Raw genomic sequence first — 24751 nt, forward strand, 5'->3', positions numbered from 1 at the left:
CTTAGGCATGGCGCGGGGGACGGCGACTGGCCCTGGACGAAAGCGGGTCGTCGGGCGCCGCCGGCTCAGGCCGGAAGAGATCGCCGACCTCGTCCGCGAGATCCGGACGTGGGACTATGCCAGGGAGCCCCTGACGTGGGACGCCGTCATCAATTTCGCGGAAGGCCTGTTCGGCCACAGGTGGAGACGCCAGACCCTCGAAGGCCACGACGCGATCAAGAAGTCGTTCCAGAAGCGCCAGGAGGAGGGCCCACGCAAGGCCCGCCGGGCGCCTCGCGATGCCGCCATGGCGCTCTACGCCAAACAGGTCGAGGCTCTCAAGGAGGAGAACCGCCTGCTGGCGGAGAAGCTGGCGGCCTATGAGCAACGGTTCGCCCGCTGGGCGGTCAACGCCTTCCTGCTCAAAGGCCTGACCGAAGGGGAACTCGACGCCAAGCTCCTGCCCACGGACCGCGGGCAGACCGACCCCAAGCTCAAGGGCGGCGTCAAGTGAGCGGTGGCGGCAAGTCGGGTCCCCTGGCCGGCGCCGAGAATGTTGAAAAGCTACGCGCCTACCTCGACGATCTGCGGGAAAGGGGCGTGCCGCTGCCGATGCGCGGCGGTGAGGTCAACCGATCCGCCATCGCCCTGGCCTGCGGCTTCAACCGGCAGGTGCTCTACGTGAACGAGGGAGCCAAGGCTCTACTCGACGAGGCCGTCGCCGGGGCCGGCTTGATGGTGGGCCTGGAGCGCGCAGAGGATGACGACGACAAACCCGTCGCCCGTTCCGACAAGCGGGACAGGCGCATCCACCAGCTCGAACAGGCCAACGCCGCCCTTCGTGCCGAGAACTACGGCCTGCGCGAACGGCTGCGTCGCCTGGAACACGTCGAGGCGGTGATGATGGCCGGGCGCCGCGTCGCGCCGTGAGGTCCAGTCCCTTGGTGAGATCGAAGACTGACCGTCCCTCGGAGCCGACCTGCGTACAGCAGGGCATCGCGCGCAGGGTAGGGGAAGGGATCGCGCGGAGTGCGACGCTTGCGCTCGTCCCTTCCCCGGACCGAGCACGGTGGCATGATGGTAGCTGGTCGGCGGGGCAGGCGCCGCGGGTCCGGATAAGCTCCCTATGCTGAACCTCGTCGGTGAAGCCCTCGTGCGCCATCTCGCCCAGGATCCGGCCTTCGTCGGGATCGGGCCTGCTTCCGCCGCACGCCTGTGGGAGAGGTTCGGGGACGAACTCCCGAGGGTCCTGGCCGACGGAGACGCCGGCGTCTTCTCGGACGTCGTCGGGGAGGAGCGCGCCGCCGCACTGGTGGTCGCCTGGCGGGAAAGGCAGGCCCACGGAGATATCGTGGTTTGGCTCGGCGAGGCCCAGTTTGACATCCGCCTCGCCGGTCGCATCCTCGCCCTATGGGGCGTCGGCGCTGCCCGGCGGCTTCGGGAGCGGCCCTACGACCTCATGGCCCTAGCGCCCTGGAAGACGGTCGATGCGGCTGCTCGACGTCTCGGCGTGGCCGTCGACGACCCGGCGCGGCTCGTGGCGGCGGTGGAGGGTGTCCTCTACGACCGCTTCGGCGACCACCATACCTGGGTCGGCCCCGAAGACCTCATCGACGAGGTCGCGGCGCGGATCGACGGCGACGTCGACGTGGCGGTGCGGGCGGTTCGGCTCGCCCTGGCGGAGGGTGCCGTGTTTGAGGCCTTCGGCGGATACCAGCCCGCCGGGGCCTTTATGATGGAGGGATACGTCGCCGAGCGCCTACGGGCGATGGCGGGTGCTGGGCCGACCGGCGATCTCGTCGCTCGGCCCGTGACGGATGTCGAGATCGACGCATGGCTCCGGAGGAACGCGGACGGCGAAGGGCTCGTGCTTGATCCCGAGCAGCGGCAGGCCGTGAGGATGGGCGTGCAGGCGCCCTTGGGCCTGCTTGTCGGCGGAGGAGGGGTCGGAAAGACGACCGCGCTGAAGGCCGTCTGCGACGCGGCCATGACCCATGGACACGTAGTCCATCTGATTGCCCTAGCCGGGCGGGCAGCCGTCCGGATGAGCGAGGCGACGGGATACCCTGCCTCCACCATCGCGGCCTTCCTCGGCCGCCTCGAATCGGGGGAGATCGCGCTGGGACCGCAAGTCCTGGTGGTCATCGACGAGGCGTCGATGGTCGATCTGCCGACATTTTACCGCATGCTTCGGAGGATGCCGTTGGGCTGCCGTCTGCTGCTTGTCGGCGATGACGCCCAGCTGCCACCCATCGGCTTCGGGTTGGTCTTCCACGAGCTCGTCGCGGCGCCCTTCATCCCGAAGGTCACCCTGGTCCGGGTGCATAGGCAGGCGGCCGCTACAGGCATACCGCAGGTCGCCGCAGCCATTCGTGCCGGGACGCTGCCGGTCATGGCGAGAACGGTGGCGGGGGCGGATGTTGGTGTCGCTTTCCTCGATGGGTCGGCGCGTGGTCAGGCCACCCTCGACGACGTCGTGAACGCGGTCGCAACATGCGGAGGCTGGAGCGATGACATGCGCATCCTTTGTCCAACCAAGGGCGGCCCAGTCGGCACAGACGCGATCAACGAGTGCTTCCATCAGTACCTGACCCATGGCCAGGACCGTATGGCCGGGGCAGGCTTCGCCGTGGGCGAGCCCGTCATGTTCTTGCGCAATGACTACCGTCTCGGCTTGCGCAACGGCTCCCTCGGTCACGTCACGGGGTTCGCCAGCGATATTCTGGAAGCCGAGTTCGACGGTGTCCGCCACGCACTCACGGGAAGGGACCTAGACGATACCGTGCTGTCCTACGCCGTGACCGTGCACAAAGCGCAGGGATCCGCATTCCGTCGGGTCGTCGTCCCAATTGCCCCGACGCGGTTGCTCGACCGCTCGCTGATCTATACCGCCGTCACGCGCGGACGGGAGCAGGTGGTCCTGCTCGGCGACCGCAAGGCTTTCGGGGAGGCGGTGAAGTCCGAGGCGAGTGCCCATCGGCGTCTGACGGGGCTCGGATGTGCCATGGCATCGGCCGCTGTTCCTGGTTGATGATGTCGCAGGCAAGCGCGGTCGCCGAGGCTGGTGAAGAGGCGAAATTGACGGCGCGTTGGGCGGCCAGGGGCGAATCGTGTTACGCTGGAGTGGTTTCACACACACAGTTGGCAGCCCATTCGGCGCTAAATACTACTGAGCCCGTGGCCGTCTCCCCCTCGACAAGGACGAACGATGCCTGGGGCCGCTTCGCGCGCCTCTTCCTCGGCGCGGGCCTCGCGGTGCTCGCCGCCTATCTCGGCCTCGCCTACGCGCTCGACCCCTACGACAGTGGCCGCTCGACGCTGTTCTCGGCCGGCGCCGTGCGTCCGCAGGGGCCGCGTACGGCCCTGGCGAGCCGGGGGCGCGACCCGGCCTTCGCGGCGGCGCTGATCGGCAACTCCCACATCCAGCTCATCGCGCCGGACAAGCTCTCGGAGGCGACCGGCCTGCGCTTCGTCCAGCTCTCCGTGCCGGCGACGGGTCCCGGGGAGCAGATGCGGGTGCTCGCCTGGTTCCTGCGCCACCATCCGGCCCCGGAGGCTCTGGTGATCGCCGCCGACGAGTACTGGTGCACCGACGATCCGGCCCTGCCGAACGCCAAGCCCTTCCCCTACTGGCTGCTGGCCGATCGCACGCCCGAATATCTGCGCGGACTCCTCTCCTTCTCGGTGGCGCAGGAGGTGGTGGAGCGCATCGGCTGGCTCCTGCGAAAGAACCGTAAGACCGCGCGGCCGGACGGCTGGTGGGACTATGAGCCCGACTACCTGCGCCTCGGCTACGCCGACGATCCCCGCCTCGTCGCCGACCGGGAGAAGCGGCCGCCCGCGACGCCCGATCCCCATCGCGGCGGGCCGTTCCCGGCGGCGGTTGCCTTCGCGCGGGCGCTGCGGGACGTGCCCGAGGCGACGCCGGTGATCCTCGTCTTCCCGCCGATCTACGCCGCCGGCCTCCCCGCACCGGGTACGCCCCGGGCGGCGGCGGAGGCGGCCTGCAAGGCGGCGATCGCCGGCGCCCTCGACGGCCGGCCCCGGGCGGCGGCCCTCGACTGGCGCCGGTCCCGGCCAGAGCTCGCGGAATCCGGCCTGTTCTTCGACCAGACGCATTACCGTCACCCGCTCGCGGCCCGGGTGACGGCCGACATCGCCGCCGCGCTCGCCGGGCTCGGAGCGCGCCCGTGACGCTTCTGGCATGCCAGCAAACGATTGCGCACGTTGCGGAATTATCGCATGGCGACGGCCGCTGCGGCGGTGTTTCACGGCTGCGTTGAAGCGGCCCCCGCCCTCGACTATACGGGCGCCGACAGGGCCGCCGACCGTAACGACGCGCGAGGGCAGGGATGGCGAAAGTAACGCTCGAGGACGGTTACGTCCCGACCGACGGCGAGCCCTTCATGAACGAGCGGCAGCGCGAATACTTTCGCCGCAAGCTCATCGGCTGGAAGAGCGAGATCCTGCGCGAGGCACAGGACACCCTCGTCGCCCTCCAGAGCGAGAACGAGAACCACCCCGACATCGCCGACCGCGCCTCCTCGGAGACCGACCGCGCCATCGAGCTCCGCGCCCGCGACCGCCAGCGCAAGCTGACGAGCAAGATCGACGCGGCGCTGGCCCGGATCGAGGATGGCTCCTACGGCTTCTGCGAGGAGACCGGCGAGCCGATCTCCCTCAAGCGCCTCGACGCCCGCCCCATCGCAACCTTGTCGCTGGAGGCGCAGGAGCGCCACGAGCGCCGCGAGCGGGTCTACCGCGACGATTGAGGAACCTGGCGCGGACCCGATCGTCCGCGCCGGAGCCTGCGCTCAGAACGGCAGCAGGATGTCCACGAGCTGCTGGCCGTAGCGGGGCTGCTGCACGTCAGTGATCTGGCCGCGGCCGCCATAGGCGATGCGGGCCTCGGCGATCTTGGTCGAGTCCACGGTGTTGTCGGACTCGATGTCCTCCGGCCGCAGCACGCCGGCCACGATCAGCTCGCGGATCTCGAAGTTCACCCGGATCTCCTGCTTGCCCTCGATCACGAGGTTCCCGTTCGGCAGGACCTGCGTGACGATGGCGGCGACGTTCGTCGTCACCTGCTCGGCCCGCTGCACCGAGCCGATGCCGTCGTTGCTGCTGGTCGAGGTGGCGTTGAGGAGCTTGTCGGGGGTGATGCCGGCGGCCTTCACCCCGGCGTTGTTCTCCAGGCCGAAGGCGTTCGGCAGCCCGAACCCCTCCGAGTTCGAGCGGGAGCGCTTGGTCTCGTTGTTGAGGTTGGCCTTGTCGGTGACGTTGACCTTCACGGTCACGAGGTCGCCGACGCGGGCGGCGCGCTGGTCCTTAAAGAAGGCGCGCGAGCCCGTCCGCCACAGGGAGTTCGGCGCGTAGGAGACGGGCTGCACCTCCGGCATCGGCAGCCGCACCGGCTTGTAGCCCGGCTGCGCGGTCGGGTCCTGGATCGCCGCGAGGTTCGGCTGGAGCCCGACCTGCGAGAGCCGGTCGGCGGTGTTGCAGGCGCCGAGCCCCGCGCAGAGCACGGCGAGGAGGAGAGGGCGCGTCGCGAAGGGGGCGAAGGTCATGGCTCAGTCCGCAGGGTGCGTTTCGGGGCGGATCGGGAGGCGCGTCAGGGGGTGTCGAGGGCGGCGCTCGCCTGCCGCACCGGGGCGGCGGGCCCGACGGAGACGCGGCCCGGGCCGATCACCGTCGCCTGGAGGGCCTTCTTCGAGGCGACGTTGAGGACGGAGACCGTGGCGCCGAGCCGGCCGCTCTCGTTGGCCTGGCCGCGCATCGAGAGGCTGACGCCGGGGGTCTCGTAGACGATGGTCACGGTCTCGCCGCGCAGCACCACCTCCGGCGGCGCGGTGTCGCCGGCGCGCAGCATCGAGCCGGCGCCGAGCGTCCGCTGCGCGACCTCGCCGGGCGCCGGGGCCGCGGCCTGCGCGTCCGGCGGCACGCCCTCGCGGGGACGGCGCTCGATCGCGATGTCGGTGGCCTCGATCCGCTCGCCCCGGTTGAGGGTGCGGGCGAGCACCGCCACCTCCCGCATCTCGAGGACGACGCCGGAGACCCGCAGGGAGGCCTGCCGCTCGCCGAGGCTGATCAGGCCCGTGATCCGCCGCGAGCGCGGATCGTAGGTGACGTCGAGCGCGGTCGCCTGACCGTTGAGGTCGAGGGGCGCGAGCAGCGCCTGCCCCTCGCCGTCGAGGCGCACGCTGAGGGTCCTCGCGTCGAGGCCGTAGCCGGTCTCCAGCGATCGCTTGAGCGCGGCCTCGATCTCCGGCGGGCCGACCCGGCGGGCGGCCCGCTGCACGGCGACCTGCACGCGCCCGCCGGTCTCGACCGTGCCGAGGCCGAGCGCCGCCACCGCTTCCGCGATGCGCCGGGCCTGGATGGTGCCGGTGGCGCCGAGCGCGGGAGCGCGGAACAGGGCCCGCCCGGCGAGCGCCGGCTCGGCCCCCTCCACGAGCTCGCCCAGCGTCAGCACGTCGCCGCGGGCCGTGACGTCGCCCTTCAGGCGCAGGCCGGAGGCGAAGGCGGGATAGGCCGCGAAGCCGATCGCCACCACGACGCAGAGCGCCGCGAGCGTGCGCAGGATGGCGCCGGGCCCGAGCGGGGCGATCCGGCGCGGGGCGGGCGGCCCGAAGGCGCCCCCGATGTCGATCGGGTCGAAATCCTCGAGGCCGTCGGCGAAGTCGCGGCCGGGAAGGGGGCGGTACGCGCTCACGATGGCGGCCCTCAGCTACGGAACATCTGCGAGGTGGTGGAGAGCATCTGGTCGGCGGCGGTCACGACCTTCGAGTTCATCTCGTAGGCGCGCTGCGCGGCGATCAGGGACGAGATCTCGGTGACGGCGTTCACGTTCGCCTCCTCGAGATAGGATTGCTGGAGGCTGCCGAAGCCCTCCGCGCCGGGATTGCCGGTGATGGCGGCGCCGGACGCCGCGGTCTCCATGAACAGGTTGTCGCCGATCGACTCGAGGCCGACCTTGTTGACGAAGCGGGAGAGTTGCATCTGCCCGAGCGCCTGCGGGGCGGTCTGGCCGGGGATCGTCGCCTGCACGGCGCCGGTGGCGCTGATCGTCACCTGGGTCGCGGTGTTCGGCACGGTGATGCCGGGATCGACGAGGTAGCCGTCGCGGGTCACGAGCTGGCCCGTGGCGCTCAGGTCGAAGGAGCCGTCGCGGCTGTAGGCGGTGCGCCCGTCCGGCAGCGTCACGCGGAAGAAGCCCTCGCCGCGGATGGCGACGTCGTAGTCCTTCTGCGTCGAGGTCAGCGTGCCCTGCGACATGATGCGGGCGGTCGAGGTGGTCTTCACGCCCGAGCCGATGGCGAGCCCGGCGGGGAGCTGCGTGTTCTGGTCGGAGGTCGAGGAGCCGGCCCGGCGCAGGTTCTGGTAGAGCAGGTCCTGGAAATGCGGCTGCTGGCGCTTGTAGCCGTTGGTGCGAAGGTTCGCGATGTTGTTGGAGATGACCTGGACGTTGAGTTCCTGGGCCGCCATGCCGGTGGCGGCGGCGTAGAGCGCGCGCATCGTTCGCCTCCTATCCGTCAGGCGACGTCGGCGAGGCGGCGGATCGCCGTGCCCCGCAGGTCGTCGAGCCGCGAGATCACGCTGGAGACCATCGCGTAGGTGCGGTTCACGTCCATCAGCCGGGTCATCTCGACAACGGGGCGGACGTTGGAGCGCTCCAGCGCCCCGGATTCGACGCGGCCGGCGAGCCCGGCGGGCTGCGGCTGGTCCTGCGACGAGTAGAGGTTGCCGCCCTCGTTCCGCAGCGCCTGCGGCCGGGCGAAGGTGACGAGCCGAAGCCGGCCGCGGATGCCGACATTCGTCGAGACCGTGCCGTCGGGCCCGATGGAGACGCCGGTCTCCTGCGGGTTGAGGGTGATCGGCCCCGCCTCGCCCTGGACCTGGTGGCCGTCGCTCGTCACGAGGTTGCCCTGCGCGTCGATCTCGAAGGCGCCGTTGCGGGTGTAGCGGGGCCCTTGCGGCGTCTGCACGGCGAGGAAGGCCTCGCCCCGCACGGCGACGTGGAGCGGGTTGCCCGTCTGCTCGATGGAGCCCTGCGTCAGGTCGAGGGTGGTGCCCTTGTCGATGACGTAGGAGAGGCGCCGGTCGGGCGACTGGAACGAGTCCGCGCTCGCCGTCGGCATCAGGTACTCCTCGAAGCGGCTGTTGCGCGCCTTGAAACCGGTGGTCGAGGCGTTGGCCACGTTGTTGGCGATCACCTCGAGCTCGCGCTGAAGCGCGATCTGGCTCGACGTTCCGACGAAGAGGGCGTTCTGCATCGCACCCGGGTCCCGGCCGGCTGGACTGCGCGGCGTTAACCCTGGCGCATCGGCCGTGCCAGTCGTCGGAGATCGGAAACATCGTTCTCGATCAATGCGATAGGCCGAGGGATTGCGATGGCCGGCCACGGCAGGCTCGCGCCCGTCGGCAATCCCGGCCCGGCAGGAATTGCCGGCTTAACGGGCCGTTAACCCTGTCGGCCGATATCTGGGAGGCCGGCTCCGCGGCCCTGCCCGGAGCCATCCGACGACGCGCACGGACCGCGAGACATGGCCAAGAAGAAAGCGCAGGCCGAGGGCGAGGAGGGCGCCGCCGAAGGCGAGGCCCCCAAGAGCAAGAAGAAGCTCATCATCATCGCCGCCGTGGTGCTGCTCGCGGCGGGCGGGGGCGGCGGCTACGTCTTCATGAAGAAGAAGGCGGCCGCCGGAGACGGGCACGGCGAGCACGCCGTCGCCGAGGTCAAGAAGCCATCCGTATTCCTCGACGTGCGCGAGATGGTCCTCAACCTCACGCCCGACCTCGGGCAGGAGAAGGCCCGTTTCGCCAAGCTCCGCATCACGCTCGAGCTCAAGGACGCGAAGGTCGAGGGCGAGGTGAAGCCCCTGATGCCCCGCGTCGAGGACGCGGTGCAGGTCTACCTGCGCGACCTGCGCGCCAGCGACTTCGCGGGCTCCGTCGGCCTCTACCGCCTGCGCGAGGAGCTTTTGAAGCGCGTCAACGTCGCCCTCTACCCCGCCAAGGTCGAGGCGGTGCTCTTCAAGGACGTCATCGTCCAGTAGCCGCCCTGCGGGGAAAAGGACGCGAGGCCGGCATGGAACCCGACGATCCGAACATGGAGGACGACTGGTCCGCCGCCCTGCTGGAGCAGGGGGCGGAGGGCGGCGACGCGTCGCTCGCCGAGGAGTGGGGCGCGGCGCTCGCCGAGCAGGGCACCACGCGCAACGCCAGCGACGTCGCCGCCGAATGGGCGACGATGATCGAGGACGGGGAGACCGAGAACCTCCCCGAGCTCGCCGGCAACGACCGCATCCTCAACCAGGAGGAGATCGACGGGGTCCTCGGCTTCTCGCTGCGCGAGCTGTCGGCCTCGGGCGCGGGCGGCGTGCGCGCCATCGTCGATTCGGGCGTCGTCCAGTACGAACGCCTCCCGATGCTGGAGATCGTCTTCGACCGGATGACCCGGTTGCTGTCGACCTCGCTGCGCAACTTCTTCCAGGACAACGTCGAGGTCACCCTCGACAACATCACCTCGGTCCGCTTCGGCGACTACCTCAACTCGATCCCGCTGCCGACGCTGCTCGGCGTGTTCCGCGCGGACGCCTGGGAGAACTCGGGCCTCGTCACCGTCGAGTCGAACCTCGCCTACTCGACCCTCGACCTGCTGCTCGGGGGCAAGCGCGGCGGCTCCTCGAGCCGCCTCGACGGGCGCCCCTTCACCACGATCGAGATGCAGCTCGTGCGCCGCCTCGTGGAGATCATCCTCGGCGACCTCGAGCTGTCCTTCCAGCCGATCTCGCCGGTGCGCTTCGGCATCGACCGCATCGAGACGAACCCGCGCTTCGCCACCATCACCCGGCCCGCCAACGCCGCCATCCTGATCGGGCTGCGCCTCGACATGGACGGCCGCGGCGGCCTACTCCAGATCGCCTTCCCCTACGCGACCATCGAGCCGATCCGTGAACTGCTCATGCAGAGCTTCATGGGCGAGAAGCTCGGCCGCGACCACATCTGGGAGAGCCACCTCGCCACCGAGGTCTGGCAGGCGGACGTCTCGATGCGCGCCGTGCTCCACGAGGTCACGCTGCCCTTGAAGAGGGTCATGGAGCTGAAGGTCGGCGACACGCTGATGTTCGACGCCAAGCCCAGCGATCCCATCACCGTCCGCTGCGGCGACTGGGCGCTGACGCAGGGGCGCATCGGGCGGGTGGACGACAACATCGCCGTGCAGGTGACGCGGCCGCTGCGCCGCTCCCGCACCACCATCCAGGCCTTCGAGGCCTCCATGAACAGCCGGAACGACGGGTAGCGCGGCCATGAGTTTCCTCGTCTCCCTCGTCGCGGACGTCCTCGTGGCGATCCTGCTCGTGGCCACCATCGTCAGCTCGGTGCGCCTGTCGCGGCGCATCACCGAGCTGAAGGGCGATGAGGCCGCCCTCAAGCGCACCATCGCCGACCTGATGAGCGCCACCGGCGCCGCCGAGCGGGCCATCGCCGGCTTGCGCGGCGCGCTGGACGAGTGCGACCGCACGCTCGCCGAGCGCATCGGCGCCGCCGAGCTCTCCGCGCAGGGGCTTGCCGCCGAGATCGCGGCCGGCGAGGGCGTGCTCGCCCGCATCCGCGCCATCGTCTCCCAGGCGGGCGCCGCGCAGGCCGCGCCGCGTGCCGTCCCCGTGGTGCCGGCCGCGCCCGTCATGGCACCTGTGGCGATCGCCCCCGTTCCCGCCGTCATGGTCGAGCCGGCCGCCCGCCCCGCCCCGCCCGCCGCGCCTGCGACGCCCAACGGCGAGCGCCTCGGCCTCGCCGCGGCGGCGGCGCTCGCCATGTCCGAGCGCGCGCTCGGGCGCCTCCGGAGCCGGGCCGCGTGAGCCAGACGAGCAAGACGGTCGCGCAGCCGGCCCGCGTCGCGGCCAGATCCGGCGCAAAGGCGGCCGGCAGGCGCATGAGCCCTCTCGGCAAGGCGCGGCTGCGCCAGCCGCGTCCGGTGCGCCTGCGCCTGATCGATGCCGTGGTGCTCGCCGCCTGCGGGCTGCTCGTGCTCAAGCTCATCGGGCTCTCGACGGAGACGGCCGATCCGGGCGCGTCCCTGCCCGAGTTCGCCCGCAGTCTCGCCAAGGCCCGCACCGGCTACGAGCTGCCCGACCCCGCCACCACCGGCTCGGTCTCGAAGCCGCCGGAGGAGAAGAAGACCGAGCCGCCGCCCCTGCCGCAGCCGGAGCGGCCGGAGCCGATGTCACCCACCGAGAAGGCGCTGCTCGAGAAGCTCGGCGCCCGGCGCGACGCGCTGAAGTCGCGCAGCGAGGATCTCGACCTGCGCGAGAAGCTGATCGGCGAGGCCGAGCGCAAGCTCCAGACCGATCTCGGCAGCCTCAAGGAGGCCGAGGAGAAGGCCGACGGCAGCGGCGGCCGCAAGGCCGAGGCGGAGAAGGCCGGCCTGCGCAACATCGTCACCATGTACGAGACCATGAAGCCGAAGGACGCCGCCCGCGTCTTCGACAGGCTCGGCCACGACGTGCTGGTGCCCCTCGTGCTCGCCATGAACCCGCGCAAGATGGCGGAGGTGCTCGCCGTGATGCAGCCCGACTCCGCCGAGCGCCTCACCGTGGCGCTCGCCAACCGCGCCCGCGGCGTCGAGGGCAAGCCGCAGGCGGCCGCTCAGGCGCTGCCGCCGAGCGAGCTGCCGGCGATCGATCCCGCCGGCGCCCGCTGATCTCCAGGCTCAGGCCGCCTGTCGTCGCGCGCCCGTCGCCACGGCCGGCACGTCCACCGGCAGCGGCACGCCGGTCGGGCGCAGAACGCCGCTCGCGCCGGCGAGCGCACCGGGGCGCAGCTCCAGGCCGAGGAAGCGCGCGCGCTCGAAGGGGCCGGGCATGAACAGCTCCGCCGCCGGTCCCTGCTCGAAGCCGAAGCGGGCGTAATAGGGAGCGTCGCCGACGAGCAGCACGGCGCCGTGGCCCCGCGCCTCGGCCCGGCCGAGGACGGCGTGCATGAGCACGCTGCCGAGCCCCTGGCGCTGGATCGCGGGATCGACGGCGAGCGGCCCGAGCAGCAGCGCCGGGCGGGCCGGGCCGGCCTCGACATGCCACAGCCGCACGGTGCCGACGAGCCGACCGTTGCGGATCGCCGACAGGGCGAGCCCGTCCGCGTGGCGGCGGCCCTCGCGCAGGCGCTCCGAGCTCTTGGCGAAGCGGGACGTCCCGAAGCAGGTGTCGAGCAGGCGCTCGCGCGCCGGAACGTCGCCGAGGTGCTGGTCGCGGATCTCGATCATGGCTGCGGACTCCCCGGAACGCTGCGGAGGGAGAGGCGAGGGACCGGGCGGCTTCGAGCGCCGCCCGGGATGTCTACGGATCGGGAATGAACGGCCGGTGACGGGCGCTCAGATGACGATCTGCTGGAGGGGCGGGAAACCGTTGAAGGCCACCGCCGCGTAGGTCGTCGTGTAGGCGCCCGTGCCCTCGATCAGCACCTTGTCGCCGATCGAGAGGGAGACCGGCAGCGGGTAGTGCTCGCGCTCGTAGAGCACGTCCATCGAGTCGCAGGTCGGGCCGGCGAGGATGCAGGGGCTGGCATCGTCCGCGTCCCGCTCCGTGCGGACGCGGTAGCGGATCGACTCGTCCATGGTCTCGGCGAGCCCGCCGAACTTCCCGATGTCGAGATAGACCCAGCGCACCTCGTCCTGGCCTCGCGACTTCTTCGAGACGAGCACGACCTCCGCCTCGATCATGCCGGCGTTGCCGACCATGCCGCGGCCCGGCTCGATGATCGTCTCCGGCAGGCGGTTGCCGAAGTGCTTGGTGAGCGCCCGGAAGATCGCGTTGCCATAGGAGTCCACGCCCGGCACCGCCTTGAGGTAGCGGGTCGGGAAGCCGCCGCCGAGGTTGACCATCGACAGGCCGATGCCGCGAAGCGCGCACTCGCGGAAGATCATGGCGGCGGAGGCGAGCGCCCCGTCCCAGGCCTCCGTGTTGCCCTGCTGCGAGCCGACGTGGAAGGACACGCCGTAGGCCTGGAGGCCCCGGACATGGGCGTGCTCGAGCACGCTCACCGCCATCTCGGGCTCGCAGCCGAACTTGCGCGAGAGCGGCCAGTCGGCGCCGGCCCCGTCGCAGAGGATGCGGCAGAACACCTGCACCTCGCCGGCCTCGACACCAACCTCCGCAGCCGCGCGAAAGATCTTGTCGGTCTCGACCTCGCAGTCGACGGCGAACAAGCGCACGCCGAGCCGGAGCGCACGGGCGATGCAGCGCTCCTTCTTGATGGTGTTGCCGAACGAGATGCGCTCGGCGGTGGCGCCGGCGGCGAGCGCCATCTCGATCTCGGCGACCGAGGCGGTGTCGAAGCAGGAGCCCATCTCGGCGAGCAGGCGCAGCACCTCCGGCGCCGGGTTCGCCTTCACGGCGTAGAACACGCGGGTGTCGGGGAGCGCGCGGGCGAAGGCGGTGTAGTTCTCGCGCACGACGTCGAGGTCGAGCACCATCACCGGGCCCTCGTCCCGGCCGAGGTCGCGGCGTGCGCGCAGGAAGTCGCGGATGCGATCGGTCATGGTCGGCCCCACCACAGGTTCGAGCGGCCCCGCGCAGGGACCGATGTCGAATCGGTAGACGGCTATACAAGCCGTCCGGCGTCAGGGGGCGATGCGTCGCCGCCGCCGCGCGCGCTTTGGAGACGCGCAAGGGCTCGGCGGGCGCAGAGCACCCGGAAGCTGCCGTGGATTGGATGGGGAGACCCCAACCGCACGCCGGGCAAGGAGAAACAAGCCTCTTCGGTGCCGGCCTTTGGAGGGCCGACGAGACCAAAAAAGCCCGTTCGTCGTTGCTTTAAGCTGCGTCCCCCGTGGAGAGCGGGGTTCGCCGGTTTCGCCTCCGGCTGCCGGTTGTTGTCGGGGTCCGGTGTCGCCACCTGGATGCCGGCCGGAGGGAATCCACCCTGTCGACCATCGATCCTTTAAGACCCCTGGCGGCTGTCCGGCAGTTGGCCGGATGCCCACCAACCGACACGCGGCCACAGGCACGTGCGAAATTGGGCAGGCGGGATATAGGTTCGGCGCGCCCGGTCAGCAAGGAAAAACCGCTGCGGAAACCGCGAAAATCCCCGCTCTTCTCAGGCTGTTGCGCACATGCATCGCACGGCCGTTCGGGGGCGGGCTTCCCAAGGATCCGGGAAGGGCGCATCTGACGGAAAGCCGGGTGATTCGGCCAGGATCGGAGCGGGTGCGTGCGGATGGGAAGCGGATGGCGGAGCTTCGATCGTGCGCGTGGAGCCCGCCCGTGAACACGTCCGCAGCCCGTGCTGAGCCGGCGCAGGATCTCGTGCTGCGGGAGGCGGGAATCGACGATCTCGACGCTCTCGTCGCGCTGGAGCACGCTGCCTTCCAGAGCGACCGGGCCGAGCGCCGGGCGATCCGCCACGCCATCCGCTCGCCGAGCATGACGCTGCTCGTCGCGCTGCTCGCCGAGAGGGGCGTCCCGCCGCTGCTCGTCGGTGCGGCGACCCTGGAGCGGCGGGCCAACGCCCGCAGCATCCGACTGTCCTCGATCGCGGTGTCGCCGGCCCGCTCCGGCCTCGGTCTCGGCGGGCGGCTGCTGTCGGCCTGCGAGGAGGAGGGGCGCCGGCACGGCTGCGACCGTCTGCGGCTCGAGGTCCGTGCCGACAACGCCGCCGGCATCCGCCTCTACGAGCGCCGGGGCTACCGCCGCTTCAAGGTCGTGCAGGACTACTACGAGGACGGCATGGAAGCCTGGCGCTACGAGAAGCTGCTCGAGACGTAGAGAACCCGCCCCGGCAGGGCCGGAGCGGGCTCCATGATCCGTCCGGGACGGGCGGATCGGATCAGTCGCAGGATTCCTTGGTGACCGTCTTGCGGTCGCCCATGTCATTGGTCTTCGTCACGCTCTTGGTGGCGCAGCCGTCGCTCGACTCGCGACGCTCGACCCGGGTCGTGGAGGTGGTGGCGGGGCGATCCACCACGACGTCGGCGCCGCGGCGCTCGATGACGGTGGTCTGGGCGGTGGCCGCCTGGGCGGCGAAGAGAGAGCCGAGAACGGCGCCGGCGAGAAGTGACGTGCGCATATCCATGACCTCGAACTGGTTGAAGCTGGGCTCAGAACGGTCCATCCCGTCAAACGGTTCCGTGCGTCGTTGAGCCTCGGTTTAAGGAGTTCTTTTCCCCTCGCTCCTCAGCGTGGAAGGATAAGTCCCAGGAGGCTTCCAACCGGGGCCCGCCATGGCCGTCATCCTCGCCTTCGCGCTGAACGCGTCCACGAGCGTGCTGCTCGGCCTGCTCGTGGCCGGCCTGCTCGGGCCGGCGGATTTCGGCCGCTTCGCGCTGGCCACCGCCGGCTCGATCGTCCTCAACACGCTGCTGTTCGAGTGGCTGCGGCTGTCGGCGACACGCTTCTACTCGGGCCGGACCCGTGAGGAGGCACCCTGGATCCGCTACGGGCTCGACCGGGCCTATCTCGCCCTCGCTCTCGTACTGTTCGCCGCCGCGATGATCTGCGCGGGCCTCGGCATCGAGGCGGGTGCGGGCAGCCGGGGCGCGATGCTCGCGGGCACGGCACTGGCCGGGCTCGGCAGCGGCATCTTCGACTATCACCTCGCCCTCGCCAGGGCCCGCTTCGAGGGGCGGCTCTATCTCGGCCTGACAATGCTCAAGAGCCTCGCCTCCGTCGCGCTGATGGCGGGCGCCGCCTGGTTCCTGCGCGAGCCGGCCTGGGTGCTCGCCGCCGCCGGCGTCAGCCAGCTTCTCGCCGTGCTGCTTCTCAAGACGCCCCTGCGCGATCCCCGGCGGCCGGTCCCGCCGGAGCGGCTGCGGGAGACCTGGCGCCTGTTCACCGCCTACGGCCTGCCCCTCATCGCCGCGACGGCGATCTACCAGCTGCTGCCCTTCCTGAACCGCTGGGCCCTCTCGGGATGGGCGGACTTTGCCGAAGCCGGCTATTTCGCGCTTGCCGGCGACATTGCCGGCCGGTCGCTGGGCACGCTCGGCATCGCCCTCGACCTGCTGCTGTTCCAGCTCGCGGTCCGGGCGGAGGAGCGGCACGGCCGGGCGGAGGCCGAGGCGCAGGTGGCGCGCAACGCCGCCGTCCTCGCGGCGGTCCTGCTGCCCTGCGCGGTCGGCTTCTGGGTCGTGCTGCCGGCCGTCGAGGCGCTGGTGGTGCCGGAGGCGTATCGCGGACCCTTCGCCGCCTACGCTGCGCTGCTGATCCCGGGCTTCCTCGTGCTCGCGCTGACGAGCTTCGCGCTGAGCCCCGTCTTCCAGATCCGGCGGCGGACGGGGCCGGTCGTCGCCGCCGCCCTGGTCGGGCTCGGCCTCGACGGGCTCGGCCTCGCCCTGCTGCCGCCGCTTCTCGGCGCGCACGGCGTGGCGCTCGCCCAGACCGTCGCGCTTGCCGGCGCCTTCCTGTGGCTGGCGTTGCGGGTGCTGAGGGGACCGGAGCGCCTGCGCCTGCCCTGGCGGGAGATCGGCGCGGCGGCGGCGGCGAGCCTCGCCATGGGCCTCGTCCTCCTGCCGTTCCGGGGCCTTGCGCCGAGCCTGACCCTGGCGGTCTGCCTGCCCCTCGGCGTCCTTCTCTACGGCGCGCTCGTCTGGCGCTTCGACGTCGCGGGACTGCGGGGAATGGCGCGCGCAGAGGTCCGCGCCCTGCGCCGGGTCCCGCGGGCGTCCTGACGGAAGCGGCGCGGCCTCAAGAGCCGGCTCGGGGCAGCGGCATCCCGGCTCTTTGAAACGGCGGCCCGATCGGGCATTGAATCGTTCCAGGCGGCGCCGCACGAGCGCCGGTCGGGCAGGAAACGATGCGTCTCTACGAGCCGGGGGCGGAGAACGAGGCTGCGGCGGTCGTCGCCGAGGCGGTCGCGCGCGGCGAGCGCCTGCGCCTCGAGGGCGGCGGCACCCGCAGCGGTCTCGGCCGCCCGGCGCAGGACGAGGCGACCCTCTCGGCGCGGCGGCTCTCCGGCGTCACCCTCTACGAGCCCGCCGAGATGGTCGTCGGGGCTCGCGCCGGCACGCCTCTCGCCGAGGTCCAAGCGCTGCTCGCCGGGCGCGGCCAGATGCTGCCCTTCGAGCCCGTGGACCACCGGGCACTTTTCGGCTCCAAAGGCGAGCCGACGCTCGGCGCCGTCGCGGCGATCAACAATTCCGGTCCCCGCCGCATCAACGCGGGAGCGGCCCGCGACAGCCTGATCGGCGTGCGCTTCGTCAACGGGCGCGGCGAGGCGATCAAGTCCGGCGGCCGGGTGATGAAGAACGTCACCGGCCTCGACCTCGTGAAGCTGATGGCCGGCGCCTACGGCACTCTTGGCCTTCTTACCGAGGTGACCTTCAAGGTCCTGCCGAGGGCGGAGCGCGTCGCGACGCTCGTCCTCCACGGCCTCGACGACGCGCGGGCGATCGAGGCGCTCTGCGCCGGGCTCGGCTCGCCCTTCGAGTTGACCGGCGCGGCGCACCTGCCCGCCGGCATCGAAGGGGATGCCGCGCGCACGCTGCTGCGCATCGAGGGCTTCTCCGCCTCGATCGACTACCGCGCCGGCGAGCTGCGCCGGGTGCTCAAGCGCTACGGCGCCGCCGACCTCATCGAGGGCGAGCTGTCCGAGGCTCTCTGGCAGGCAGTGCGCGACGCCACCCCCTTCGCCGGCACCAGCGAGGCGGTCTGGCGCCTCTCGACGGCGCCGACCTCGGGCGCGGCGGTCGCCGCAGCGATCGGGCAGGCGCGCCCGGCCCGTGTCTTCTACGACTGGGGCGGCGGCCTCGTCTGGTTCGCGACCGGCGCGGAAGGCGATGCCGGCGCCGAGACCATCCGCGAGGCGCTCAAGCCCCACGGCGGCCATGCCACGCTCGTGCGCGCGCCGGACGCCGTGCGCGCCGCCGTGCCCGTGTTCGAGCCGCCCGCCGAGCCGCTGATGCGCCTCACCCGCGGCATCAAGGCCGCCCACGATCCGTTGGGCATCTTCAACCCCGGCCGCATGTACGCGGGCGTGTAGGACAGAGCTTCCCGGCCATATCGAAGGCCGGGATCACGAGGATCGGGACCGGTGCAGACCAATTTCTCGCCTACGCAGTTGGCCGACCCGGCGATGGCGGCCTCCGAGAAGATCCTGCGCACCTGCGTCCATTGCGGGTTCTGCACCGCCACCTGCCCGACCTACCTCATGCTCGGCGACGAGCTCGATTCGCCGCGCGGACGCATCTACCTGATCAAGGACATGCTGGAGGGCGGCAAGGCGGCAACCGCCGAGGTCGTCAAGCACGTCGACCGCTGCCTCTCCTGCCTCTCCTGCATGACGACCTGCCCCTCCGGGGTGCACTACATGCACCTCGTCGACCATGCCCGCGCGCATGTGGAGCAGACCTACCGCCGGCCGCTCGCCGACCGGCTGATGCGGGCCGTCCTCGCGCAGGTGCTCCCCTACCCGAACCGCTTCCGCCTGGCGCTTCTCGGCGCCAAGTTGGCCTCACCTCTGAAACCGCTCGTCGCGCGGCTGCCGCGGGTCGGCAACCGCCTCGCGGCGATGCTCGACCTCGCGCCCGCGGCGCTGCCGATCCGCAACCCGACCGACCGGCCGGGCACCTTCCCCGCCGACACCGCGAGTCTCGAGCTTTCCGCGATCATCCAGGGCGAGCCGGCGCCGACCGGCCGCCGGGGTCGCGTCGCGCTGCTGCGGGGTTGTGCGCAGAGCGTGCTGCGACCGGATTTCAACGAGGCCGCGATCCGGCTGCTCACCCGCCACGGCGTCGAGGTGGTGCAGCCGAAAGGGGAGGGCTGCTGCGGGGCGCTGACCCACCACATGGGCCGCGAGGGCGACAGCCACGCGCAGGCGAAGCGCACCATCGACGCCTGGATCGCCGAGATCGACGGCGAGGGCCTCGACGCGATCGTGGTGACGGCCTCGGGCTGCGGCACCACGATCAAGGACTACGGCTTCATGTTCCGCGACGACCCCGCCTACGCGGAGAAGGCTAGGCGCGTCTCGGCGCTCGCCAAGGACGTCACCGAGTACGTCGCCTCGATCGGCCTGATGCCCCCCGTCGAGGAGAGCGAGATGGTGGTGGCCTACCACTCCGCCTGCTCGATGCAGCACGGCCAGGGCATCCGCACTGAGCCGAAGGCGCTCCTCAAGCAGGCTGGCTTCACCGTGAAGGACGTGCCCGAGGGCCATATCTGCTGCGGCTCGGCGGGCACCTACAACATCCTCCAGCCGGAGCTGGCCGCCCATCTCCGCGCCCGCAAGGTCGCCAACATCGAGCGCGTGCGTCCGGACCTCATCGCCACCGGCAACATCGGCTGTGTCACCCAGATCGGGAAGGGCACCGACATCCCGATCGTCCACACCGTCGAGCTGCTCGACTGGGCGACGGGCGGTCCGAAGCCCGAGGCGCTGGAGGGCGTCACACCCCGGCTTCATTAGAGCATTTTCCGCCGAAGTGGCTTCCGGTTCGGCGCCAGAAAATGCGGCATCGCAGGAGCTAAGGGGCGCGGACGCTCTCCAGCACGAACACCCGGATCGCCGAAGAAAGGTTCTGTCCGTCGCGGGCGCCGTCGATCTCGCCGATCAGCGCCGCGACGGAGAGGCTGCGTGCCGCCGCGATCTCCCGGAGCACCGTCCAGAACGGCTCCTCCAGGGTCACGCTGGTACGATGGCCGGCGATCATCACCGAGCGCTTGAGGATGCCGCGGCTCACCGTTCCGGTGGCTTCTCGTCAGGCATCTCGTTGTCGGGGCCCGAGCCGAGGCGGTGGCCTTCGTGGCGCTCGGCCTCCGTGGTTCGGCGTGCCTCCTCCACCCGGCGCTCGGCCTTCGGGCGGCCGAACAGGCGGCGGTTCTCCGCGGCCTGCCTCTCCCTGGCCTCTCGCTCCAACGCCTTGCGGCGCTGGCGCAGGTTGACGATCTCGGCCATCGCTACTCCGCGCTCGGGGCGAGCATGGTGTCGGCCCGAACCACCCGGTCGAACTCCTCAGCCGTCACGTAGCCGAGGCGCAGGGCCTCCTCCTTCAGGGTGGTGCCGTTCTTGTGGGCGGTCTTGGCGATCTCGGCGGCCTTGTCGTAGCCGATCGAGGGGGCGAGCGCCGTCACCAGCATCAGCGAGCGGCTCATCAGGTCGGCGATCCTGTCCTCGTTGGCCTTGATCCCGGCGACGCAGTTGTCGGCGAAGCTCACCGCCGCATCGGCCAAGAGCCGCACCGATTGCAGCACCGCGTTGGCGATGACGGGCTTGAACACGTTCAGCTCGAAATGCCCCTGGCTGCCGGCCATGGCGACGGTGGCACCGTTGCCGACGACCTGCGTGCAGACCATCGTCAGGGCCTCGCACTGGGTCGGGTTGACCTTGCCCGGCATGATCGAGGAGCCGGGCTCGTTCTCCGGCAGCGACAGCTCGCCGAGCCCCGAGCGCGGGCCCGAGCCCAGGAGGCGGATGTCGCTGGCGATCTTGAAGAGCCCCGAGGCCAGCGCCGTCAGCGATCCTTGCGTGAACACCAGCGCGTCGTGGGTGGCGAGCGCCTCGAACTTGTTCTCGGCCGACGTGAAGGGCAGGCCCGTCAGCTCCGCGACCTTCGCCGCGAAGGCCTGCGCGAATTGCGGGTGCGCGTTGAGGCCGGTGCCGACGGCGGTGCCGCCCTGGGCGAGCGCCAGCACGCCCGGCAGCGTCGCGGCGATGCGCGCGCCGCCGAGCGCCACCTGCGCTGCGTAGCCGGAGAACTCCTGGCCGAGGGTGACGGGCGTCGCGTCCTGGAGATGGGTGCGGCCGATCTTGATGACGCCCTCGAAGGCCTTCGCCTTGGCGTCGAGGGCCTCGTGGAGGTGCGTCAGGGCCGGCAGCAGCCGCTCCTGGATCTCGCGGGCGACCGCGATGTGCATGGCGGTGGGGAAGGTGTCGTTCGAGGACTGGCCGCGGTTGCAGTGGTCGTTCGGGTGCACCGGCGACTTGCCGCCGCGCTTACCCCCGAGGCTCTCGTTGGCGAGGCTCGCGATGACCTCGTTGGCGTTCATGTTGGACTGGGTGCCCGAGCCCGTCTGCCACACGACGAGGGGGAACTCGTCGTCGTGCTTGCCGGCCACCACCTCGGCGGCGGAGGCGGCGATGGCGTCGGCGACCTTGGCGTCGAGCTGGCCGAGATCCTTGTTCACCAGCGCCGCGGCCTGCTTCACGAGGCCGAGCGCGTGGACGAGGGGCGCGGGCATCCGCTCCGTGCCGATCCGGAAGTTCTGGATCGAGCGCTGGGTCTGCGCGCCCCAGTAGCGATGGGCCGGAACCTCGATGGGCCCGAACGTGTCGGACTCGATGCGGGTCGCGGTCTCGGTCGTGTCCTGCGCCATCGTGGCCTCTACGTCGTGGGAATCGCGGCCCCTACTTAACCAAGGGCGGACGCGAGCGCGATGGCGCTCCCCGGCCCGCTCCGACAAAGCCCGCGAGGTGTTTGCGCTTGGCGTCCCCGACCCTGCTGCCCGCCGCGACGGATCATGCCCGCCGCTTCCGCCCGGCCGTGCCGCCGCCCCTGCGGGAGCCGCTGGGGCTCTTCGCCTTCCTGAAGGCGGTGCGGGCGAACCCGGTCGCGACCTGGACGGAGGATCACTTCACCGCGCCCCTCGTCGCGGCGGAGGGCGCGATGGGACGCATCACCCTGGTGAGCGATCCCGAGCTGATCCGGCAGGTCCTCGTCGAGAACGCCGCCAACTACCGCAAGGACGATCTCCAGCGCCGCGTCCTGGCGCCGGGGCTCGGCAACGGCCTGCTCACCGCGGAGGGCGAGGAGTGGCGCCTCCAGCGCCGGACCCTGGCGCCGATCTTTTCCGCGCGCACCGTGCAAGGCTTCGCGGAGGCCATGAACGGAGCCGGCGCCCGCCTCGCCCGGCGCCTCGCCCGGCGGGACGGCGGCAGCGCCGACGTCGCGCTGGAGATGACGCGGGCCACCCTCGACGTGCTGGAGCGGACGATCTTCACCACCGGCCTGCCGAGCGACCCCGACGCCCTCGGCCGCGCCATCACCCGCTTCCTCGAGGCGGTCGGCCCCATCGACCCCCTCGATGTGTTCGGCGTTCCGGCCTTCGTGCCGCGCCTCGGCCGGCTGAAGGCGCGGCCCGCGGCACGTTTCTTTGAGGAGGTGGTGGACGAACTGATCGAGCGCCGCCGCGCCTTGATGAAGGCGGATCGCGCGCCCCGCGACCTCCTCACCCTGCTGCTCGCCGCGCAGGACCCGGAGACGGGGCAGGGGCTGACCGATCTCGAGGTGAAGGCCAACATCGTCACCTTCATCGCCGCCGGCCACGAGACCACCGCCAACGCGCTCACCTGGGCGCTCTACTGTCTCTCGCAGGACGGGGCGGCGGCGGAGCGGCTGCGGGCCGAGGTCGACGCCGCGGGCTCGCAGGACGGATTCGCGGTCGAGGACCTGCCCTTCGCCAAGGCCGTGATCGAGGAGGCGATGCGGCTGTTCCCGCCGGTGCCGTTCCTGAGCCGGCAGGCGCTCGGCGAGGACCGGCTCGGGCGCATCAAGGTGCCGCGGGGATCGGTGGTGATGGTGGCGCCCTACGTGCTCCATCGCCACCGCACCCTCTGGGAGGACCCGGAGGCCTTCGTGCCGGAGCGCTTCCTCGGGTCGGCGCGGGCCGCGATTCCCCGCTACGCCTACCTGCCCTTCGGGGCGGGGCCGCGGGTCTGCATCGGGCAGAGCTTCTCGCTGCAGGAGGCGGTGCTGCTGCTCGCCCACATCGCGCGCGCGGTCGCGTTCGCCCTGCCGGAGGGCCATCCGCCGGTGCTGCCGGTGCAGCGGGTGACGCTGCGGCCCTCGGACGGGCTCCGGCTGTCGATCCGGCGCCGCTGAGCGGGCGTCAGTTCTTCTTGCGGAAGGCGTCGAGGCTGACGACCTCGGCGCCGGCCTCCGGCTGAGCCTCGTCCTTGCGGGCGGCCGCCGGCTTGTCGGCCTTGTCCGGGCCACCCTTGTCCTGGCCGCCCTTCTCCTGACCGTCTTGCGCGAGTGCCGGGACGACCTTCGGGCCGGCCTTGCCGATGGCGGGGAGCGCCGTGGGCTTGGTCTCGCTCGGCTCGGAGGCGGCGCCGCGGGGGCTCGTCTTCGGAGCCGCGAGCGGCGTCGGAGCGGGGGCCGGCGCGGCACCCTCCTCGGTCGCCTCGGCGTTCTCCGCGAGATCGAACTTCAGCCCGAACTGGACGGAGGGGTCGAAGAAGCCGCTCAGCGCGTCGAAGGGCACGAGCAGCCGCTCCGGGATGCCGGAGAAGGACAGCCCGACCTCGAAGGTGTGCTCGTTGACCGTGAGGTCCCAGAACTGGTGCTGGAGGACGATGGTCATGTCCTGCGGGTACTTCTCGCGAAGCCGCTGGGACATGCGCACGCCGGGCGCCTCGGTGCGGAAGGAGACGTAGAAGTGGTGCTCGCCCGCGAGCCCATCGCGGGCCGCGTCGGTGAGCACCTTGCGGACGACGCCGCGCAGCGCGTCCTGCACCAGAAGATCGTAGCGGATCAGGTCGTCTGCCATCGGCGGTCGCTTTGTCCGGGCTGCCTGCGGGCCAGGCCGCGGCCAGCGCACCGGGCGGGAGAATTAAAGTGGAGGCTTCTGTTGCCAGGTGCCTCCGAACCCCGCCTATGCGGAGCTACCCGCTAGGACTTAATTTGGTATTGGGGACCGCTTACGCGGCCACCGCCACCGGAGCAAAGTTGTCGTTGGCAACTATTGCAAAGGCCCGATAACGGCGGAACCATGCCGAGCGAAAGATCAACCTTTACGCCCTCGTCGATCCTATTTCGCCCCCGCCGCAACCCAACGATCCGAACGCCGCCGATGCGTCCAAAAGCCCTGGGTTCCGGTGGAGGCGCCGGGTACCGCCCCCGGGTCCGATAGGTTTATTCCGAAGACCGTTTATCGCCATAGCCGACCTTGCGGCCGGCGAGATCGAATATAGGGGGGATCGCGTCGGTTTTGAAGCCCGATCCTGCGCCTCTCGCCATCGATCCGCCGCCGCCGTCCGCGGAGGCCGCAGCGGCGCGCGAGACCGGCTCGCGGCCGTCGCCGGGCGAGATCCTGCGCACGCTGCTCTGGCTCTCGATCCAGGCCGTCGCCTGCCTCGCTGTGGCGGGTCTCGCGGCAGTCGTGCTGGTGCGGGTCGGGGCCGATCTCTACGAGGGGCTCGATCCGTTCGTCGCCTCGGCGAGGCGGCCGTTTCCGGGCTCGACTCGGCTCGCCGCCCGCGGTCTTTCCGTCGACGTGCTCCGCCAGGTCCTGCTCGCGGGAATCGTCGTCGGCCTCGCCGTCTGGCGCGTCGGCGGCGGCTGGCGGAGCGCCCTCGCCCTCGACCGCATGCGGCCGAACGGGATGCGGCCGGCGCGGCTGCTGGCGATCCTGCTGGTCTGGCCCGTCCTCCACATCCTCTGGGTGAGCGGCACCGCCGCGATCTCCGGAGCGAACCTGCCGCCGGGCGGGACCCGCCTCTCGCCGGCCCTGACGCCGTCCCTCGTCGCGCTCTGGCTGCTCACGGTCGTGGTGCTGACGCCGGCGGCCGAGGAGCTTCTCATGCGCGGCGCCTTGTTCGCCCAGGCGCTGCGGCGGCTCGGCGGGCCCGGCGCCGTTCTCGTGACCGCCGCGATCTTCGCAGGCGTGCACGCGGTCTCCTTCAACCTCACCCAACCGCTCTCGCTGGTGCCGCTCGCCCTGGCGCTCGGCTGGCTGCGCTGGCGCACCGGCCGGCTCTGGCCCTGCATCTGCCTGCACGGCTGGAGCAACCTCGTCTCGATCGCCTACCTGCTCTGGCCGCTCGGGACCTGACCCGAAGCCTG

At 71.3% G+C, this 24751-nt stretch carries 26 protein-coding genes and 1 other RNA gene; 15 read left to right on the forward strand and 12 right to left on the reverse strand.

Features of this window, described 5'->3' with window-relative positions:
- Positions 1-7: 7 nt before the first annotated feature.
- The 5 genes from MFF04_RS11475 to dksA all read left to right on the forward strand — a co-directional run bounded on the left by MFF04_RS11475 (position 8) and on the right by dksA (position 4751).
- Positions 8-493 carry a hypothetical protein gene (locus tag MFF04_RS11475; protein WP_238275882.1) on the forward strand — a complete coding sequence of 162 codons (486 nt, stop codon included), beginning with the start codon at positions 8-10 and terminating at the stop codon, positions 491-493.
- Positions 490-909, forward strand: a complete 420-nt coding sequence (locus MFF04_RS11480) for a VPA1267 family protein (protein WP_238275884.1) — start codon at positions 490-492, stop codon at positions 907-909. The genes MFF04_RS11475 and MFF04_RS11480 overlap by 4 nt, the downstream gene beginning before the upstream one ends.
- Before the next feature lie 196 nt (positions 910-1105).
- Positions 1106-3010, forward strand: coding sequence for an AAA family ATPase (locus MFF04_RS11485; protein ID WP_238275885.1), 1905 nt, complete (start codon positions 1106-1108; stop codon positions 3008-3010).
- 146 nt (positions 3011-3156) lie between these two features.
- Complete coding sequence (locus MFF04_RS11490) at positions 3157-4173, forward strand: hypothetical protein (protein WP_238275886.1); 1017 nt, start codon at positions 3157-3159, stop codon at positions 4171-4173.
- A 158-nt stretch (positions 4174-4331) separates the two neighbouring features.
- Positions 4332-4751 (forward strand): RNA polymerase-binding protein DksA, encoded by a 420-nt coding sequence (gene dksA, locus MFF04_RS11495; protein ID WP_238275887.1) that lies wholly within the window; start codon positions 4332-4334, stop codon positions 4749-4751.
- 42 nt (positions 4752-4793) lie between these two features.
- On the opposite strand, the gene flgH is transcribed toward dksA, so the two are convergent.
- The 4 genes from flgH to flgF form a co-directional block, all read right to left on the reverse strand.
- A complete protein-coding gene (gene flgH, locus MFF04_RS11500; RefSeq protein WP_238275888.1) occupies positions 4794-5546 on the reverse strand; it encodes a flagellar basal body L-ring protein FlgH in 753 nt (250 codons plus the stop codon).
- 44 nt (positions 5547-5590) lie between these two features.
- Positions 5591-6628, reverse strand: coding sequence for a flagellar basal body P-ring formation chaperone FlgA (gene flgA, locus MFF04_RS11505; RefSeq protein WP_238275958.1), 1038 nt, complete (start codon positions 6626-6628; stop codon positions 5591-5593).
- Positions 6629-6702: 74 nt separating this feature from the next.
- Entirely contained in the window at positions 6703-7494 is a 792-nt protein-coding gene (gene flgG / locus MFF04_RS11510) for a flagellar basal-body rod protein FlgG (protein WP_238275889.1), read from the reverse strand.
- Between the two features lie 17 nt (positions 7495-7511).
- On the reverse strand, positions 7512-8252 hold the full coding sequence (gene flgF, locus MFF04_RS11515) for a flagellar basal-body rod protein FlgF (RefSeq protein WP_238275890.1): 741 nt from the start codon (positions 8250-8252) through the stop codon (positions 7512-7514).
- A 270-nt stretch (positions 8253-8522) separates the two neighbouring features.
- Here flgF and fliL point away from each other — a divergent pair, with 270 nt between their 5' ends.
- From fliL to MFF04_RS11535, 4 genes are all read left to right on the forward strand, one after another.
- Positions 8523-9032: a flagellar basal body-associated protein FliL gene (gene fliL / locus MFF04_RS11520; RefSeq protein WP_238275891.1), complete on the forward strand. Its 510-nt coding sequence runs from the start codon at positions 8523-8525 to the stop codon at positions 9030-9032.
- Positions 9033-9064: 32 nt separating this feature from the next.
- On the forward strand, positions 9065-10279 hold the full coding sequence (gene fliM, locus MFF04_RS11525) for a flagellar motor switch protein FliM (protein WP_238275892.1): 1215 nt from the start codon (positions 9065-9067) through the stop codon (positions 10277-10279).
- Positions 10280-10286: 7 nt separating this feature from the next.
- Positions 10287-10838, forward strand: coding sequence for a DUF6468 domain-containing protein (locus MFF04_RS11530; RefSeq protein WP_238275894.1), 552 nt, complete (start codon positions 10287-10289; stop codon positions 10836-10838).
- Between the two features lie 74 nt (positions 10839-10912).
- Positions 10913-11680 (forward strand): MotE family protein, encoded by a 768-nt coding sequence (locus MFF04_RS11535; protein WP_238275960.1) that lies wholly within the window; start codon positions 10913-10915, stop codon positions 11678-11680.
- A gap of 9 nt (positions 11681-11689) precedes the next feature.
- On the opposite strand, the gene MFF04_RS11540 is transcribed toward MFF04_RS11535, so the two are convergent.
- Together MFF04_RS11540 and MFF04_RS11545 are read right to left on the reverse strand one after the other, a co-directional pair.
- Positions 11690-12238 carry a GNAT family N-acetyltransferase gene (locus MFF04_RS11540; protein ID WP_238275895.1) on the reverse strand — a complete coding sequence of 183 codons (549 nt, stop codon included), beginning with the start codon at positions 12236-12238 and terminating at the stop codon, positions 11690-11692.
- Between the two features lie 108 nt (positions 12239-12346).
- A complete protein-coding gene (locus MFF04_RS11545) occupies positions 12347-13513 on the reverse strand; it encodes a type III PLP-dependent enzyme (protein WP_238275896.1) in 1167 nt (388 codons plus the stop codon).
- Between the two features lie 724 nt (positions 13514-14237).
- Here MFF04_RS11545 and MFF04_RS11550 point away from each other — a divergent pair.
- Positions 14238-14738, forward strand: coding sequence for a GNAT family N-acetyltransferase (locus MFF04_RS11550; protein WP_238275897.1), 501 nt, complete (start codon positions 14238-14240; stop codon positions 14736-14738).
- 61 nt (positions 14739-14799) lie between these two features.
- Here MFF04_RS11550 and MFF04_RS11555 read toward each other — a convergent pair whose 3' ends face one another.
- On the reverse strand, positions 14800-15084 hold the full coding sequence (locus MFF04_RS11555; RefSeq protein WP_373320017.1) for a hypothetical protein: 285 nt from the start codon (positions 15082-15084) through the stop codon (positions 14800-14802).
- 109 nt (positions 15085-15193) lie between these two features.
- Between MFF04_RS11555 and MFF04_RS11560 the strand changes: the two genes are divergently transcribed.
- The 3 genes from MFF04_RS11560 (at position 15194) to MFF04_RS11570 (ending at position 19374) form a co-directional block, all read left to right on the forward strand.
- The gene (locus MFF04_RS11560; RefSeq protein WP_238275898.1) at positions 15194-16639 is read left to right on the forward strand and encodes a lipopolysaccharide biosynthesis protein; all 1446 of its coding nucleotides are present in this window, start codon (positions 15194-15196) and stop codon (positions 16637-16639) included.
- Positions 16640-16764: 125 nt separating this feature from the next.
- Positions 16765-17949 (forward strand): glycolate oxidase subunit GlcE, encoded by a 1185-nt coding sequence (gene glcE, locus MFF04_RS11565; protein WP_238275899.1) that lies wholly within the window; start codon positions 16765-16767, stop codon positions 17947-17949.
- Positions 17950-18000: 51 nt separating this feature from the next.
- Positions 18001-19374 (forward strand): heterodisulfide reductase-related iron-sulfur binding cluster, encoded by a 1374-nt coding sequence (locus tag MFF04_RS11570; RefSeq protein ID WP_238275900.1) that lies wholly within the window; start codon positions 18001-18003, stop codon positions 19372-19374.
- Between the two features lie 58 nt (positions 19375-19432).
- On the opposite strand, the gene MFF04_RS11575 is transcribed toward MFF04_RS11570, so the two are convergent.
- From MFF04_RS11575 to fumC, 3 genes are read right to left on the reverse strand one after another with little or no spacing between them, the layout of a single operon-like run.
- On the reverse strand, positions 19433-19648 hold the full coding sequence (locus tag MFF04_RS11575; RefSeq protein ID WP_238275901.1) for a ribbon-helix-helix domain-containing protein: 216 nt from the start codon (positions 19646-19648) through the stop codon (positions 19433-19435).
- Positions 19645-19863, reverse strand: coding sequence for a DUF4169 family protein (locus MFF04_RS11580; protein ID WP_238275903.1), 219 nt, complete (start codon positions 19861-19863; stop codon positions 19645-19647). The genes MFF04_RS11575 and MFF04_RS11580 overlap by 4 nt, the downstream gene beginning before the upstream one ends.
- A gap of 2 nt (positions 19864-19865) precedes the next feature.
- Entirely contained in the window at positions 19866-21281 is a 1416-nt protein-coding gene (gene fumC, locus MFF04_RS11585) for a class II fumarate hydratase (RefSeq protein ID WP_238275904.1), read from the reverse strand.
- A 101-nt stretch (positions 21282-21382) separates the two neighbouring features.
- Between fumC and MFF04_RS11590 the strand changes: the two genes are divergently transcribed.
- The gene (locus MFF04_RS11590; protein WP_373320018.1) at positions 21383-22786 is read left to right on the forward strand and encodes a cytochrome P450; all 1404 of its coding nucleotides are present in this window, start codon (positions 21383-21385) and stop codon (positions 22784-22786) included.
- Positions 22787-22793: 7 nt separating this feature from the next.
- Here MFF04_RS11590 and MFF04_RS11595 read toward each other — a convergent pair whose 3' ends face one another.
- Both MFF04_RS11595 and ssrA read right to left on the reverse strand, forming a co-directional pair.
- Positions 22794-23456 carry an SspB family protein gene (locus MFF04_RS11595; protein WP_238275906.1) on the reverse strand — a complete coding sequence of 221 codons (663 nt, stop codon included), beginning with the start codon at positions 23454-23456 and terminating at the stop codon, positions 22794-22796.
- 67 nt (positions 23457-23523) lie between these two features.
- Positions 23524-23906, reverse strand: a transfer-messenger RNA (tmRNA) gene (gene ssrA, locus MFF04_RS11600).
- Between ssrA and MFF04_RS11605 the strand changes: the two genes are divergently transcribed.
- The gene (locus MFF04_RS11605; protein ID WP_238275907.1) at positions 23898-24740 is read left to right on the forward strand and encodes a CPBP family intramembrane glutamic endopeptidase; all 843 of its coding nucleotides are present in this window, start codon (positions 23898-23900) and stop codon (positions 24738-24740) included. The genes ssrA and MFF04_RS11605 overlap by 9 nt on opposite strands.
- Positions 24741-24751: the final 11 nt, after the last annotated feature.

The sequence above is a fragment of the Methylobacterium jeotgali genome, assembly GCF_022179345.1.
GTDB lineage: Bacteria > Pseudomonadota > Alphaproteobacteria > Rhizobiales > Beijerinckiaceae > Methylobacterium > Methylobacterium jeotgali.